Raw genomic sequence first — 15,340 nt, forward strand, 5'->3', positions numbered from 1 at the left:
GTAGTGCTTAGGATTTTAATATCAATTCCGGTTTAAAGCTTATCCTTTTAAACTGGCTTTTAAGAATTCTCTGTTCATACGAGCAATGTTCTCTAAAGAAATCCCTTTAGGACACTCAATTTCACAAGCTCCTGTATTTGTACAGTTTCCAAAACCTTCAAGATCCATTTGCTTAACCATGTTTAATACACGGTCTGTAGCTTCTACCTGTCCTTGTGGTAATAAAGCATACTGAGACACTTTTGCTCCAACAAATAACATAGCTGAAGAGTTTTTACAAGTGGCTACACAAGCACCACAACCAATACAGGTTGCAGCATCCATAGCCTCATCTGCTGCATGCTTGGAAATTGGAATAGCATTGGCATCCTGCGTATTACCAGAGGTATTTACAGAAATATATCCTCCTGCCTGCTGAATACGCTCAAACGCCATTCTGTCTACAATTAAATCTTTAATTACTGGGAAGGCAGCCGCTCTCCAAGGCTCTATAGTAATGGTATCTCCATCCTTAAACATACGCATGTGTAACTGACATGTTGTTACTCCACGATCCGGACCATGAGCCTCTCCGTTAATATAAAGCGAACACATACCGCAAATACCTTCACGACAGTCATGATCGAAGGCTACTGGCTCTTCTCCGGTATTTACTAGTTGTTCGTTCAAAACATCCATCATTTCAAGAAAAGACATATGTTCTGAAATATCAGTAACTTTATAATCGACCATTTGACCCTTTGCATTTGAGTCTTTCTGTCTCCAAATTTTAAGTGTTAAATTCATAATGTCTGTCTTATTTGTATGAACGTTGTTTTAGTTCAATGTCTTTAAATTCTAATTCTTCTTTGTGTAATACAGATGCGCTAGGCTCTCCTTTATATTCCCAGGCAGCTACATAAGCATAATCTGTATCGTTACGTTTTGCTTCACCTTTTTGCTCTCCGTCTAACTCCACAGATTCTTCGCGGAAGTGACCTCCACAAGACTCGTTTCTGTTAAGCGCATCCATAGCAAATAACTCTCCCAATTCAAGGAAATCGGCTACACGGCCTGCTTTTTCAAGTTCCGGGTTCATTTCGTTAGCATTTCCAGGCACTTTTACTTCTTTCCAGAAATCTTCACGAATCTGTTTAATTTCAGCCATAGCTTCTTTTAAACCTTGTTCGTTACGTGCCATTCCTACTTTATCCCACATTACTTTTCCTAGTTTTTTATGGAAGTAGTCTACAGATTTTGTTCCCTTATTATTTACAAAGAAATCTATACGATCTTTAACCGCTTTTTCAGCTTCGTCGAATTCTTTGGAATCTGTTGGGATTTTTCCGGTACGGATATCATGAGATAAATAATCTCCGATAGTGTAAGGCAATACAAAATAACCATCGGCAAGACCTTGCATTAAGGCCGAAGCACCAAGTCTGTTCGCTCCGTGATCAGAGAAGTTTGCTTCTCCAATACAGTAGCAACCAGGAATCGTAGTCATTAAGTTATAATCTACCCAAACACCACCCATCGTGTAGTGTGTTGCAGGATAAATCATCATAGGTGTTTTATATGGATCCTCGTCTACAATCTTTTCGTACATCTGGAATAAGTTACCGTATTTTGCTTCTACGATAGCTTTTCCTAATTCGTATATTTTTGCTGCTGTTGGATTTGAAATATTGTGAATTTTAGCCTGCTCTTTTCCATAACGTTCTATAGCCGAAGCAAAATCCAGATACACCGCTTCACCAGTTGCATTTACACCGTAACCAGCATCACAACGTTCTTTAGCGGCACGAGATGCTACATCTCGAGGTACCAGGTTTCCGAAAGCAGGGTATCGACGCTCTAAGTAATAGTCTCTGTCTTCTTCAGCTAAATCGGTAGGTTTTTTACGTCCTTCGCGAATCGCCATAACATCGTCCATGTTTTTAGGCACCCAGATACGTCCGTCATTACGTAAAGATTCGGACATCAACGTTAATTTCGATTGATAATCTCCTGAACGCGGAATACAGGTTGGGTGAATTTGTGTAAAACAAGGGTTAGCGAAATATGCTCCTTTTTTATGAATCTTCCATGCCGCAGTAGCATTAGATCCCATTGCGTTTGTTGACAAGAAGTATACGTTACCATAACCACCGGTTGCAATTACAACAGCATGCGCAGAATGACGCTCAATTTCTCCTGTAATTAAGTTTCTTGCAATAATACCTCTGGCTTTACCATCAACAATAACAACATCTAACATTTCGTGTCTGTTAAACATTTCAATCTTACCACGAGCAATCTGTCTGTTCATCGCAGAATAAGCTCCTAATAATAACTGCTGTCCGGTTTGCCCTTTAGCGTAGAACGTTCTCGATACTAATACCCCACCAAACGAACGGTTATCTAATAACCCACCGTAATCTCTTGCAAAAGGAACTCCCTGTGCCACACACTGGTCGATGATATTAGCCGATACCTCAGCCAAACGATATACGTTAGCCTCGCGAGAACGGTAATCACCTCCTTTTACAGTATCATAAAATAATCTATATGTTGAATCGCCATCTCCCTGGTAGTTCTTGGCAGCATTTATCCCCCCTTGTGCAGCAATAGAGTGCGCACGACGTGGTGAATCCTGATAAGCAAATGCTTTTACATTATATCCTAATTCGGCTAATGTTGCAGCTGCAGAACCTCCTGCTAATCCTGTCCCCACAATAATAACATCGATGTGTCGCTTATTGGCCGGGTTAACCAGGTTAATTTTATTTTTATAATCTGTCCATTTATCTTTAATTGGACCTTTTGGTACTTTTGAATCTAAAGCCATTTGTATTTAAGATTAATGGTTAAAGTGATGATATAAAGCGATGATGATAAATCCTAATGGAATAATAACAGAATACGCTTTACCAATTTGTTGCATAGTTTTTTTACGTCCGGCAGTAGCTCCCATAGACTGGAACGCCGAAGTAAAACCGTGTGCTAAATGAAAACCTAAAAGCACGAATGCAATAACATAGGCACCAACACGTAATGGACTGTGGAATTTTTCTACCAGCTCATGGTAGTATCTAAAACCACCATCATGCAAACCAGACATATCCCCCAGCACATATTTAGTATTTAATTCTGGAATCCAGAAATCAATAAAGTGAAGCAGAATAAAAGCAAGAATAACAAGTCCGCTAAGAATCATGTTTCTGCTCATCCAGGTTGAATTAGCTGCTCCGTTGTTTTGGGCGTATTTAACGCCAATAGCCTTTTTGTTTTTTAATTCTAATACAAACCCCATTACAAAGTGAAATACAACACCGAAAATTAATACCGGCTGTAAGGCCAATTGCACTAAAGGATTTGTTCCCATAAAATGAGATAATTCATTGAATAAATCAGCACTAAAAAGTGATGTAATATTTACCGCTAAATGAATTATTAAGAAAAACATTAGGAAGAAGGCCGAAAGTGCCATTGCCACTTTTCTTCCTATCGAAGATTTAAGAAATCCGCTCATTTTTTTGAAGTTAATTATGTTCACACAAATTTAAACTACTGTGTTATTATACCCAAAAAGTTGGGTCTGAATATTCCTATTTATAACCATTTTAAAGAAGCCATTAAATTACTCGTTTTAAAACACTTAAACCTCAAGTTTTTCATTTAAATTGATTCTTACAAAAAAAACTACAATTTAGGGTCCGCATTACACTCCGTTTCCCGTCCTGTTTTAACAGATTCACAAATCAATACGTAGATAAATACTTAAAAAATACGTAATTCACTAAAGACAAGCATTTCAACTTCTACATTACCATTTTATAAGGTTTAACATCTTTTTAAGGTTTAAGGTTTAAGCATTCCTTTATATATATGTAATTTTGAAAAAATTTGTAAAATAAATTTCCATTTCAATGAAATATCATCCTATAAACAACGAATTATTTATTAGCAACCGCGCTAATTTTACAGCCCAGATGAAACCTAAAAGTCTGGCCGTTTTTAATTCGAACGACATCTACCCAATTGGAGCCGACAGCACCATGCCGTTTCAACAAGATCGCAATATTTTTTATCTAAGTGGCGTAGATCAGGAAAGCAGTATTCTGGTTTTATTTCCGGACTGTCCTAACCCAAAACACAGAGAGATTCTGTTCTTAACAGAAACCAACGAACATATAGCAGTTTGGGAAGGTGCTAAATTAGACAAAGACAAAGCTATTAAAACGTCCGGTATTAAAACAGTGTACTGGCTACAGGATTTTGAAAGGGTTTTTAAAGAAATTATGACACAGTGCGACACCGTATATATTAATACCAACGAACACTACAGAGCAAATGTTGAAACTGAAACACGCGAAGACCGCTTCAACAAATGGTTGAGAGAAAAATATCCGGCACACAGTGTAGCAAAAAGCAACCCGATTTTACAACGCCTGCGTTCCGTAAAACACGAAATAGAACTGGACCTTATTCAGAAAGCCTGTAATATTACCGAAAAAGGATTCAGAAGAATCTTAAATTTCGTTAAACCAGGTGTTATGGAATATAACATCGAGGCCGAATTTATGCACGAATTCCTTAACAACCGCTCTAAAGGTTTTGCATACACCCCCATTGTAGCTTCAGGAAATAATGCCAACGTTTTACATTATATTGAAAACAATCAGGAGTGTAAAGCCGGCGATCTTATTTTACTGGATATCGGAGCAGAATATGCGAATTACGCTTCCGACATGTCCAGAACCATTCCTGTTTCCGGAAAATTTTCAGACAGACAAAAGCAAGTGTATAATGCCATAAATCGAGTTAAAAACGAGGCTACAAAAATGCTAATTCCCGGCACAATCTGGGCAGACTACCACGTAGAAGTAGGCAAAATTATGACTTCGGAATTACTAGGTCTTGGCTTACTGGATAAAGCCGATGTACAAAACGAAAATCCAGACTGGCCTGCTTACAAAAAATATTTCATGCATGGCACCTCTCATAATATGGGACTAGACACTCATGATTATGGCATTCTAACAGAACCAATGCAAGCCAATATGGTATTTACAGTGGAACCTGGAATTTACATTCTGGAAGAAGGTTTCGGTATCCGACTTGAAGACGATGTGGTGATCCAGGAACAGGGCGAACCATTTAACTTAATGCGCAACATCCCGATTGAAGCCGACGAAATTGAAGATTTAATGAACGCATAAGACTTAAAATAAACTCAATACTTAAAAACTCAGAATAATTTTTTGTTCTGAGTTTTTTATTATTATTAAATTCGACAACTTCAACCTATTAATCAATTTTAATGAAAAACCTACTTTTTACGCTAGCCTTTTGCGGGCTTTCACTATTTAATTACGCCCAATCCTCAATTGTAGAAAAATCTATTTTTAATATACAAACTGGTTTTTTAGGTATTTACTTTAACAACGAATCACGTCTTGCAAACTCAATTGCATTAAGAAGTGAGATAGGACTGGACACAGGCATTTGGGGTAATGACATCAACAACATAGATAGCTTTTTACTAACGCCTGTAATTACATTAGAACCACGCTGGTATTACAACCTTAATAAACGGGTTCAAAAAAAGAAAAAGACCACAAAAAACACCGGAAATTTTGTATCTATAAAAACAAGTTATCACCCGGACTGGTTTACCATTTCCAGTGAAAATAATATTAATTTTACTCCAGACATTTCAATTATTCCCACTTGGGGTATTCGAAGACATATAGGCTCACATTTTAATTTCGAAACAGGAATAGGAATTGGATACCTTCATTATTTTTTCAAAGAGCAATACTTTTATTTTGAAGATGAAGACCAGGTTGCTTTAAACCTGCATTTAAGAATTGGCTATTCCTTTTAATACCTTCAGTCTAAATTCAACATAAAAAAAAGCGACACCATTTCCAGTGCCGCTTTTCTATATAACTAATTCAGATTTAAAACATTTGTTATGCTAAAGACATTTCAAAAATGTAACGATGTAATTTTTGTAAGGTCTCTACTTTATCGCTGGTATTAATTAGCAACGAAATATTATTATTACTTCCACCGTAAGAAATCATTCTGATGTTTACATCCTGTAAAATCTGGAATAATTTATGTGTATCCGGATGATTTGCAATATTGTTACCTACCACACACACAATCGTTCTGTGTGTATCCACCTCAACTGTAGAAAATTCCTCCAACTCCATAACTATATCTTTTAAATATGTGTCGTCGTCTATGGTTAAGGACACAGCAATCTCAGACGTTGTAATCATATCGATAGATGTGTGGTATTTTTCAAAAATTTCGAATACCTTTTTCAGGAATCCGTGTGCCTGAAGCATTCGGGCCGATTTTATTTTAATAGCTGTTATACCATCAATAGCTGCAATTGCTTTAATTCCTTCCCCTTCAGCTTTATCATCTATTAAAGTCCCAAACGCCTTTGGCTCCATAGTATTTTTAATACGCACAGGAATTTCCAGATCGCGAACCGGCATTACCGTTTGCGGATGCAAAATTTTAGCACCGAAATACGCCAGCTCTGCTGCTTCATCAAAAGATAAATGCGAAATAGCATCGGTATTATGTACAAATCGCGGATCGTTATTATGGAACCCATCGATATCGGTCCAGATCTGCACCTCTTCCGCCTTTACGGCCGCACCAATTATACTGGCTGTATAATCACTACCGCCACGCTCTAAATTTGAAGTGTTACCGTCTGCATCCAGACAAATAAATCCTTGAGTTATAAAAATTTCAGCATCCTTATCTTCCGCCAAAATTCTATTCAGATTTTGCTTAATATAAAAAGCATCCGGTTCGTTATTTCTATCGGTACGCATAAAATCTAAAGCCGAAATAAGCCTTGCCTTTTTCCCGTCCTGTTGTAAAAAACGGCTAAACATAAAAGTAGACAACAACTCTCCTTTAGATACTATAATATTGTATAATAACTGAGAATGTGGTTTCGAAGCACAGGCTTTTAGCTCAGCGAATACTTCCTCGATATAAGATAAAGACGCATTAACATACTCCTGATTGCTAAACAAATCGTTAGCAACTTCAATATACTTCTGGTGTAATTGCTCTACCAATTGCAAAGCTGCTTCCGTCTTTCCGTCTTTAATTGTATTTGAAATCTCTACCAGCGCATTTGTAGTTCCGGACATAGCTGACAATACCACAACTTTTCTTCCTCCTTCGGAAACAATCGTTTTTACGTTGGTCATATTTTTTACAGACCCTACAGATGTTCCTCCAAATTTTAATACAAGCATAATATTTAATTTTTAAGCCCACAAAATTAAGAAGCTTTAAAGGAAGAAAAATAAAATTGAAAAAAATATGCTAAATTTGCACAAATTGTTAAATAATTAACAAATGAAAACCATAGCATCCTGCGTCGAAGAAATTTTACTATCGCAACCTTTTCTGGAAGAAGCCATTTCCCGGAATATTGTAAACTATTCCGCTCTGGCTTCGGAACTCGTTACACCTATCAGCGAAATGCTACGTAAACCCGTAAAATCCGGTGCTATCATGATGGCTTTACGCCGCTATTCTCCCCCACCTGATTTAGGGAATTCGGTGCGGCTAAAAAAAGTTTTAAATAGTCTTGGTGATATTACAGTACGATCGAATCTTTCTAATTATACTTTTAAAAATTCCACTACACTTTACACCAGTCACGCAAAAGTCATTAAAAAATTAGGCGACAACCCCAATACGTTTTATGCGTTTACCCGCGGTATCCACGAAAGCACTATTGTTATTTCGAGTTCAGAACAGGAACATATAGAACGCTATTTTTCCGGAGAGGTTCAAATTGGAGTACAAAACGATTTATCGGCAATAAGTATTAGCCTTCCGGAAGACAACACTAAAATAGCTGGTTTGTATTATCAGATATTTAAACGTTTAGCCTGGGAAGGTATAACCTTGTACGAAGTAGTTTCCACCACCAACGAATTCACTGTACTAGTAGAAGACCAGTATGTTAACAAAGCTTTTTCGGCAATAAAACGATTACACAGTTAAACTACAGGTTATAAATTATAAAATTAAATTCAGACCTTTTATTTTTGCACTATAATTAGAGATTATGTTTTTAGAACACAAGGGCACATCTATATATTATACCGATTCTGGAAAAGGAACTGCTATTATCCTGCTCCATGGCTTTTTAGAAAACAGCAGCATGTGGAGTAAAATAGCTTCCGAATTATCGAAAAAACACCGTGTAATCTGCATAGATTTATTAGGGCACGGCAAAACCGGCTGCATTGGCTACATCCACACTATGGAAATGATGGCAGATGCCGTTCAAACCGTAATTTCTCATTTAAAAATAAGACGCTATTATATTGTAGGGCATTCCATGGGTGGCTATGTATCTTTAGTGCTGGCAGAACGACTACCGGATAATATTAAAGGACTTGTACTAATGAATTCTACCACGAAACCCGATTCCCCGGAACGGATTGAAATTAGAACAAGAGGCATAGAAGTAGCCAAAACCAACTACAAAGCCATGGTAGAAATGTCTATTGCTAATTTATTTAAACCCGAAAACGTAAAGAAATTCGCTAAAGACATTAAAACATTAAAGAAAGAAGCACTAAAAACGCCGCTTCAAGGTTATATCGCAGCACAGGAAGGCATGAAAACCAGACAAGACCTGGAAGTCTTACTTCATTTTTCACCTTACAAAAAAATGATAATTATTGGAAAAGCAGATCCTGTTTTAAACTATAATGCAATACTTCAGCAAATAGAAAACACCGAAGTAAAATTAGTAGAATACCCTGACGGACACATGAGTTATATTGAAAATGAAAGCGAAGTCTTACAAGAACTAATGCATTTCATCGAATAATTCATGTTTTTCATCGATTAATAAGATTTTTTTCTATAAGTTTAAAAAACCAAATCAACCAACTTATGAAAAATCTACATCAAAAAACAGCTGCATTACCAAGAATTTACTGCAATATTTTTGGACACAATTACCAGGTTACAAAACAGGTTACTTATTTTGTTAAAGAGTACAAATGCAAACACTGCAACAGAGAACTTACCACAAACAGTAATGGCAACCTTATAGAATTAACGCCAAAATTCCGAGAAATAAACTCGATTTTAGAGCGTATACACTCCTCTAAGATTGCCAGACTTAAAGACCGGTCGTTCTCCAACCCGTCGTATATTTAAAAATATTATTCGGAATCGTTATTTAAAGCATTCCACCCCTGCGCTTTCAACGGAATTTTAGTTTCCGCACGCGTAACCAGATGCATGCCCGCACTTTCCTCGGTCATATACCCTATAACCGTTAAATTAGGATTGGCTTTAATTTTAGGATAATCCTCCTGAGAAATAGTAAACAAAAGTTCGTAATCCTCTCCACCACTTAAAGCCACTGTTGTTCCATCGATATCAAACTCTTCGCAGGTACTGATAAATTGCGGATCCAGAGGTATTTTATTTTCATACAAATCACACCCTACTTTACTTTGCTTACAGATATGAATAATTTCGGAAGACAAACCATCACTAATATCTATCATTGCCGTTGGTTTTACATCCAAATCCTTTAGCAATTTCACAATATCTTTTCGCGCTTCAGGCTTTAACTGACGCTCTATAATATAGGTATACGGATCTAAATCCGGCTGATTTTCAGGATTTACCTTAAACACTTCCTTCTCGCGCTCTAAAACCTGAAGCCCCATATAAGCGCCACCCAAATCACCGGTAACCACCAACAAATCATTAGGTTTCGCCCCGTTTCTATACACCACATCTTCCTCATTTACTACACCCATAGCTGTTACAGAAATAAGCAATCCTTTAGTGGATGATGTTGTATCTCCTCCTATAACATCTACATTATACAATTTTGCAGCCGCTTCAATACCAGAATACAATTCTTCTACAGCCTCCAAAGGAAAACGATTAGACAACGCTATAGACACCGTTATCTGAGTCGCCTCGGCATTCATAGCATAAACATCAGACAGGTTTACTATAACTGCTTTATACCCCAGATGTTTTAAAGGCATATATGCCAGATCAAAATGCACACCTTCTACCAACAAGTCGGTAGTAACAACAACCTGTTTATCTTTAAAATCCAAAACCGCAGCATCATCTCCTATACCTTTAATAGTTGACGATTGTTTAATATCAAAATGTTTGGTTAAATGCTCTATTAAACCAAATTCTCCTAACTGACCCAAGTCTGTACGTTGTTGATTTTTATCTTCTATCATACTGCAAAAATAACAAGCTTATTTCTAAAAAACGACTTCATCACAATAAGAAGCGTTAAAATGTACCATTTCACAAGCTTTACCCAACATAAAACACTGATTTTATTAATATTCTATTATTTTTGTTTCAAGTGCTTACAGAGACCTAAGCCTGAAAAACCAAATTGTATCCTGACATTATATTAACCGAATTATGACAATAAAACGCCCTCATCCTTTTCGCTATTTCTATCTGGCAATTTTAGCGTTCAACTTAATAGCTATTCAGGCCTGTAGCTCTGACAACAACTCAGACACAGATGAAACTGAAACTCCTTTAATTCCTCTAGCCGAATGCGTCGATGGTTTTGCCGATGAATACCCTTGTAAAGATTACGATTTAATGGGATTTATTGATATTGAAACTTTAGGCGGCATTAATGCCGAAGGTAACGATTGCTGGGGATGGACAGACCCTGAAACCGGAAATGAATACGCCATTATAGGACACACTACAGGAGCCTCTTTTATAGACATTACAGACCCTACCAATCCAATAAATTTAGGAATTCTGCCATCAGCAACCAGTCCTGACATCTGGCGCGACATCAAAACCTATAACAACTATGCCTTTATCGTCAGTGAAGCCGATAATCACGGCATGCAGGTATTCGACCTTACCAGACTAAGAAATACAAATGAAGCCCCTAAAACCTTTACTGCAGACGCCAATTATAATGAGTTTGGCAGCGCCCATAATATTGTAATTAACGAAGATACTGGCTACGCCTATATTGTAGGCTCAGACACCTTTAGCGGCGGACCTCACATCATAAATATTGCCAATCCTACAACTCCGGTTTTTGTTGGCGGCTATCGCGATTCAGGATATTCTCATGATGCACAAGTGGTTATTTACAATGGCCCGGACAACGATTACACCGGAAGAGAACTCTATTTTGGAAGTGATGAAAATAAAATCTCCATTCTGGATGTATCAGACAAAAACAACATCACCCCTATTTCTGAAATCAGCTATACAAATGTAGGCTACACCCACCAGGGCTGGCTAACGGAAGATATGACATACTTTATTGCAGGTGATGAAACGGACGAATACAGGTACGGAAACAAAACAAGAACTTTGATTTTTGATTTTACCGACTTAGACAATCCCGAATTACACACCGAATATTACGGTGCAACAAATGCCATAGACCATAATGGTTATGTAAAGGATAATTCATATTATCAGGCCAATTACTCTGGCGGCATGCATGTTATAAATTTAACAGATATAGCCAGCAAAACGATAAGCGAAACAGGATATTTCGACACTTTTCCAGAAAACAACAACACCGTCTTTAATGGTGCCTGGAGCGTGTATCCGTATTTTGAAAGTGGCTCCATTATTATCAGCGATATAGATCGTGGACTGTTTATAGTACGAAAATCAATTTAAGCCGCAACTCGAATGTCCCTATTTAAAGTCAATATTATATATTTCGTTTTATGTCTGTTCCTGAGCTGCAGTTCCAATAACGACAACTCTGAAGACCAGACAGAAAAAGACCTTTGGCTTTTTGAGGCAAAAACACTCGGCGGCTCAAAAAATGACAGCGGAAAAGCTGTCGTTTCTACTTCAGATGGAGGTTATATAATTTCCGGATATACCCAAAGTAATGACGGAGATATATCAACTAAAACCGATGACAGTTTCGATGTCTGGGTTTTAAAATTTAATGCTAACGATAAATTAGAATGGTCTAAAACATACGGTGGTACAGGAGACGATCGTGCAGAAGACATTATTCAAAACAACGACGGAAGTTTTTCGGTACTTGGCTATAGCCAAAGTCAGGATGGTGACCTTACGGAAAATGCAGGATTAAAAGATTTCTGGATATTAAATATCGACGCTAAAGGCGAACTCATCTGGCAAAAATCTATCGGATATCCCGGTAACGACTATGGCATTGCCCTCACTGCCACTTCCGACCAGGGACTTCTGCTTACAGGCGTAATTGATGTTACCGCCTCAGGTGGAGCAGGAAATACTAAAACCAACCGGCATGCCGGAGGAGACTACTGGGCTATAAAACTGAATAGTCAAGGCGATATATTATGGCGGCACTACTTTGGAGGCACCTACACCGATACGCCGTATGATGTTATTGAAACACCTGACCATAATTTTATAATCGCCGGATCTTCAGACAGCTTCGACGTGGATATTTCGAACAATCACGGCTCTTACGATTTCTGGGTAGTGAAAATTTCAAATTCCGGAGAACTACTTTGGGAAAAGAATTTCGGAGGCTCACAAATCGACGAAGCCTATTCCTTAACAAGCACCAGCGATGGTAGTATTTATATAGCAGGAGATTCCTGGAGCGAAGATCAGGATATAAGCACGCCTAAAGGCGCGTCGGACATCTGGCTTCTAAAAATAAGTTCAGACGGCGTATTACTCTGGGAGAAATCGTTTGGAGGCAGCCAGTTTGATGCCGCAAGACATATTTTCACAACCCAAGATCAGGGACTTTTAATTACTGGAAGTTCCAGAAGTTCAGATGGAGATTTAACTATAAATCATGGTCAAAACGATGTTTGCATTTTAAAACTCGATGCCTCAGGAAACCTAAAAACACTAAATACCACGGGAGGATCGGGTGTCGATTTCGCTTATAGCATAACACAATTAAACAACGGAAAAATCGTTTGTATTGGAGACAGTACCAGTGCAGATATCGATATTCCAGAAAATAAAGGATACTCAGATTTACTCATTTTAACGCATTAAATTATGAAACACATTATAGCCCTACTTAGCCTTGTTCTTGCATTAACTTCATGCTCTGAAGATCAGGACGACAATTTAATCGCATCCAATTACGCCGCTGTCAGCCTAACTTTCACTCACACTTGGAACGGAGAAACAGTGACCAACGACGATTTTAATGACATTAAATTCACAAATGCGAATGGCGAAGAATTAAGTATTTCGAAATTAAAATACCTTATCTCTAATGTTAGCTTTTCTAATGAAACAGGAGAAACCCTAACTTTCGACGCCTACAATCTTGTAGACGTTACGAACGGCACAAATTTAGAATTTTGCATTTCCGATTCTATTCCCATCGGCAATTATAACAACATCAGTTTTACATTCGGGTTTAATGATGAAGATAATATTGACGGCTTATACACCGATTTAAATGCAGCCTCATGGAACGTCCCTGCCATGCTGGGCGGTGGTTATCATTTTATGCAACTGGAAGGTAATTTTATTACACCTTCTAAAGATGAAGCCATCACACCCGAAGAAATAAGCTACCAATACCACACTATTAGAGCTGCAGACACATCTGTATCTCCCGTTGTTCCGGAAGACACTTCCATTATGGTAAACCTTGGATCTAAAACCATTAGAAATAATACATCGATACAAATAAAAATGGATATTTCGGAATGGTTTAAAAACCCGAATCAATGGGACTTACAGGAATTACACTCCGATTTAATGTCGAACTACGACGCCCAGATTATGATGTATCAAAACGGACAAAACGTCTTTAGTCTGGCCGATTAATGAAATGGTTTGTTAAGCTTTTTATCCTTACTATTTTAACCGCATGTTCTGAGAATGAAGATGCCGAAAGCACTTACATTCCTACTCCAAAACCTCTGGAAATTCCGGAATTATTTAAAACGAAACTTGTTGCCCCCATTGTACCAACCAACAACCCCCAAACCGTTGAAGGCATTGCATTGGGAAAAAAATTGTTTTTCGACACTCAACTATCTGGCAACAACACCCAGTCCTGCGCCAGCTGCCACAACCCGGAATCCGCCTTCAGCGACGATACGACATTAAGCGAAGGCATCGATGGAATTTCAGGAACAAGAAACGCTATGCCACTATTTAATCTGGCCTGGAATTACAACGAAACCTTTTTTTGGGACGGTCGCTCATTTAGCCTGGAAGCACAGGCATTAATTCCGGTAGAAGATCCTGTAGAAATGCATAATTCCTGGGATAACGTTGTTAAAACCCTACAATCGGATACTGAATATCCCGAATTATTTGAACAGGCCTTTTCTTCACCAGAGATCACAAAAGAGCGCATCACAATGGCCATAGCGCAGTTCGAACGCACTTTAATTTCGGCAGACGCTCCATTCGACAAATATCTTCTTGGTAAAGCCGAATTAAGCACCGAAGCCTTAAATGGCTTTAACATTTTTATGGATGAAACCAAAGGCGACTGTTTTCATTGTCACGGCAGCGATAACAACCCATTGTGGACAGATAACGACTTTCACAATAACGGTCTCGATTCTCAAATTACCGATATAGGTTTAGCAGAAAAAACAGGCGATCCTGCTGATAACGGAAAATTCAAAACCCCATCTTTGCGCAATCTAAAATTCACAGCGCCTTACATGCACGACGGTCGTTTTAACACTTTAGACGAGGTTATAAATCATTATAGCGAAGGCTTAAAACAGTCGTCTACAATAGACCCCTTAATGAAACGTGTTGCCGAAGGCGGAGTACACTTAACTCCTCAGGAAAAATCAGATTTAAAAGCCTTTCTGCTAGCACTTTCAGATGAAAACTTCGTGAACAAGGCTGGCTTTAAAACGCCATAATTAAAATCAATAATACCATATACCAATATAATGTAAGGTTATGTGGTAAAACACTACTTAAATTGTATATTTGCAGTCTATTTAGACGTAATCTATTTAATTTATGATTAAAGTATCTGACACAGCTAAAAAGAAGGTCATCGAGCTAATGACTGATGATGGCTATAATGCGAACACCGATTACATACGTGTAGGCGTAAAAAGTGGTGGATGCTCTGGCTTGTCTTACGATTTAAAATTTGACAAAGAGCAACACGACGGCGATAAAGTCTTTGAAGATAATGGCGTAAAAATTATTGTCGACAAAAAAAGCTTCCTATACCTAATTGGAACAACTTTAGAATATTCCGGAGGCCTAAATGGTACAGGATTTGTATTCAACAACCCAAATGCCAACAGAACCTGTGGCTGCGGTGAGAGTTTCTCACTATAAAATTGATTAATTAAGA

The 15,340-nt window shown here is 37.9% G+C and carries 15 protein-coding genes; 10 read left to right on the top strand and 5 right to left on the bottom strand.

Annotation, left to right across the window (positions count from 1 at the left end; translation table 11 throughout):
• Positions 1-39: 39 nt before the first annotated feature.
• Genes I3217_RS11445 through I3217_RS11455 form a run of 3 tightly spaced genes read right to left on the bottom strand, consistent with a single transcriptional unit; the run spans position 40 to position 3,493 of the window.
• The gene (locus tag I3217_RS11445; protein WP_435049893.1) at positions 40-786 is read right to left on the bottom strand and encodes a succinate dehydrogenase/fumarate reductase iron-sulfur subunit; all 747 of its coding nucleotides are present in this window, start codon (positions 784-786) and stop codon (positions 40-42) included.
• A 10-nt stretch (positions 787-796) separates the two neighbouring features.
• On the bottom strand, positions 797-2,809 hold the full coding sequence (locus I3217_RS11450; RefSeq protein ID WP_435049894.1) for a fumarate reductase/succinate dehydrogenase flavoprotein subunit: 2,013 nt from the start codon (positions 2,807-2,809) through the stop codon (positions 797-799).
• Between the two features lie 12 nt (positions 2,810-2,821).
• The gene (locus I3217_RS11455) at positions 2,822-3,493 is read right to left on the bottom strand and encodes a succinate dehydrogenase cytochrome b subunit (protein ID WP_435049895.1); all 672 of its coding nucleotides are present in this window, start codon (positions 3,491-3,493) and stop codon (positions 2,822-2,824) included.
• Positions 3,494-3,890: 397 nt separating this feature from the next.
• On the opposite strand from I3217_RS11455, the gene I3217_RS11460 reads away from it, so the two are divergent.
• Positions 3,891-5,183, top strand: coding sequence for an aminopeptidase P family protein (locus I3217_RS11460; RefSeq protein ID WP_435049896.1), 1,293 nt, complete (start codon positions 3,891-3,893; stop codon positions 5,181-5,183).
• A gap of 101 nt (positions 5,184-5,284) precedes the next feature.
• Positions 5,285-5,851: a hypothetical protein gene (locus I3217_RS11465; RefSeq protein WP_435049897.1), complete on the top strand. Its 567-nt coding sequence runs from the start codon at positions 5,285-5,287 to the stop codon at positions 5,849-5,851.
• Positions 5,852-5,939: 88 nt separating this feature from the next.
• Here I3217_RS11465 and I3217_RS11470 read toward each other — a convergent pair whose 3' ends face one another.
• Positions 5,940-7,262: an aspartate kinase gene (locus I3217_RS11470; RefSeq protein ID WP_435049898.1), complete on the bottom strand. Its 1,323-nt coding sequence runs from the start codon at positions 7,260-7,262 to the stop codon at positions 5,940-5,942.
• A 103-nt stretch (positions 7,263-7,365) separates the two neighbouring features.
• On the opposite strand from I3217_RS11470, the gene I3217_RS11475 reads away from it, so the two are divergent.
• From I3217_RS11475 to I3217_RS11485, 3 genes are all read left to right on the top strand, one after another.
• Positions 7,366-8,022, top strand: coding sequence for a hypothetical protein (locus tag I3217_RS11475; protein WP_435049899.1), 657 nt, complete (start codon positions 7,366-7,368; stop codon positions 8,020-8,022).
• Positions 8,023-8,086: 64 nt separating this feature from the next.
• Positions 8,087-8,860, top strand: coding sequence for an alpha/beta fold hydrolase (locus tag I3217_RS11480; protein ID WP_435049900.1), 774 nt, complete (start codon positions 8,087-8,089; stop codon positions 8,858-8,860).
• A gap of 65 nt (positions 8,861-8,925) precedes the next feature.
• Entirely contained in the window at positions 8,926-9,195 is a 270-nt protein-coding gene (locus I3217_RS11485; RefSeq protein WP_435049901.1) for a hypothetical protein, read from the top strand.
• 5 nt (positions 9,196-9,200) lie between these two features.
• On the opposite strand, the gene thiL is transcribed toward I3217_RS11485, so the two are convergent.
• On the bottom strand, positions 9,201-10,256 hold the full coding sequence (gene thiL, locus I3217_RS11490; protein ID WP_435049902.1) for a thiamine-phosphate kinase: 1,056 nt from the start codon (positions 10,254-10,256) through the stop codon (positions 9,201-9,203).
• A 193-nt stretch (positions 10,257-10,449) separates the two neighbouring features.
• Here thiL and I3217_RS11495 point away from each other — a divergent pair, with 193 nt between their 5' ends.
• The 5 genes from I3217_RS11495 to I3217_RS11515 all read left to right on the top strand — a co-directional run bounded on the left by I3217_RS11495 (position 10,450) and on the right by I3217_RS11515 (position 15,324).
• Complete coding sequence (locus I3217_RS11495; protein WP_435049903.1) at positions 10,450-11,697, top strand: choice-of-anchor B family protein; 1,248 nt, start codon at positions 10,450-10,452, stop codon at positions 11,695-11,697.
• A 12-nt stretch (positions 11,698-11,709) separates the two neighbouring features.
• The gene (locus I3217_RS11500; protein WP_435049904.1) at positions 11,710-13,038 is read left to right on the top strand and encodes a hypothetical protein; all 1,329 of its coding nucleotides are present in this window, start codon (positions 11,710-11,712) and stop codon (positions 13,036-13,038) included.
• 3 nt (positions 13,039-13,041) lie between these two features.
• On the top strand, positions 13,042-13,827 hold the full coding sequence (locus I3217_RS11505; protein WP_435049905.1) for an MbnP family protein: 786 nt from the start codon (positions 13,042-13,044) through the stop codon (positions 13,825-13,827).
• Positions 13,827-14,891: a cytochrome-c peroxidase gene (locus I3217_RS11510; protein WP_435049906.1), complete on the top strand. Its 1,065-nt coding sequence runs from the start codon at positions 13,827-13,829 to the stop codon at positions 14,889-14,891. The genes I3217_RS11505 and I3217_RS11510 overlap by 1 nt, the downstream gene beginning before the upstream one ends.
• A 103-nt stretch (positions 14,892-14,994) precedes the next feature.
• Positions 14,995-15,324 carry a HesB/IscA family protein gene (locus I3217_RS11515; RefSeq protein ID WP_435049907.1) on the top strand — a complete coding sequence of 110 codons (330 nt, stop codon included), beginning with the start codon at positions 14,995-14,997 and terminating at the stop codon, positions 15,322-15,324.
• The last annotated feature ends 16 nt before the right edge of the window (positions 15,325-15,340 follow it).

The sequence above is a fragment of the Formosa sp. S-31 genome (assembly GCF_051172795.1).
Lineage (GTDB): Bacteria > Bacteroidota > Bacteroidia > Flavobacteriales > Flavobacteriaceae > Formosa.

What these genes read in the sequence shown, in the direction of transcription:
- I3217_RS11445 (WP_435049893.1), bottom strand. Translation starts at nt 786, where the DNA reads ATGAATTTAACACTTAAAATTTGGAGACAGAAAGACTCAAATGCAAAG.
- I3217_RS11450 (WP_435049894.1), bottom strand. Translation starts at nt 2,809, where the DNA reads ATGGCTTTAGATTCAAAAGTACCAAAAGGTCCAATTAAAGATAAATGG.
- I3217_RS11455 (WP_435049895.1), bottom strand. Translation starts at nt 3,493, where the DNA reads ATGAGCGGATTTCTTAAATCTTCGATAGGAAGAAAAGTGGCAATGGCA.
- I3217_RS11460 (WP_435049896.1), top strand. Translation starts at nt 3,891, where the DNA reads ATGAAATATCATCCTATAAACAACGAATTATTTATTAGCAACCGCGCT.
- I3217_RS11465 (WP_435049897.1), top strand. Translation starts at nt 5,285, where the DNA reads ATGAAAAACCTACTTTTTACGCTAGCCTTTTGCGGGCTTTCACTATTT.
- I3217_RS11470 (WP_435049898.1), bottom strand. Translation starts at nt 7,262, where the DNA reads ATGCTTGTATTAAAATTTGGAGGAACATCTGTAGGGTCTGTAAAAAAT.
- I3217_RS11475 (WP_435049899.1), top strand. Translation starts at nt 7,366, where the DNA reads ATGAAAACCATAGCATCCTGCGTCGAAGAAATTTTACTATCGCAACCT.
- I3217_RS11480 (WP_435049900.1), top strand. Translation starts at nt 8,087, where the DNA reads ATGTTTTTAGAACACAAGGGCACATCTATATATTATACCGATTCTGGA.
- I3217_RS11485 (WP_435049901.1), top strand. Translation starts at nt 8,926, where the DNA reads ATGAAAAATCTACATCAAAAAACAGCTGCATTACCAAGAATTTACTGC.
- thiL (WP_435049902.1), bottom strand. Translation starts at nt 10,256, where the DNA reads ATGATAGAAGATAAAAATCAACAACGTACAGACTTGGGTCAGTTAGGA.
- I3217_RS11495 (WP_435049903.1), top strand. Translation starts at nt 10,450, where the DNA reads ATGACAATAAAACGCCCTCATCCTTTTCGCTATTTCTATCTGGCAATT.
- I3217_RS11500 (WP_435049904.1), top strand. Translation starts at nt 11,710, where the DNA reads ATGTCCCTATTTAAAGTCAATATTATATATTTCGTTTTATGTCTGTTC.
- I3217_RS11505 (WP_435049905.1), top strand. Translation starts at nt 13,042, where the DNA reads ATGAAACACATTATAGCCCTACTTAGCCTTGTTCTTGCATTAACTTCA.
- I3217_RS11510 (WP_435049906.1), top strand. Translation starts at nt 13,827, where the DNA reads ATGAAATGGTTTGTTAAGCTTTTTATCCTTACTATTTTAACCGCATGT.
- I3217_RS11515 (WP_435049907.1), top strand. Translation starts at nt 14,995, where the DNA reads ATGATTAAAGTATCTGACACAGCTAAAAAGAAGGTCATCGAGCTAATG.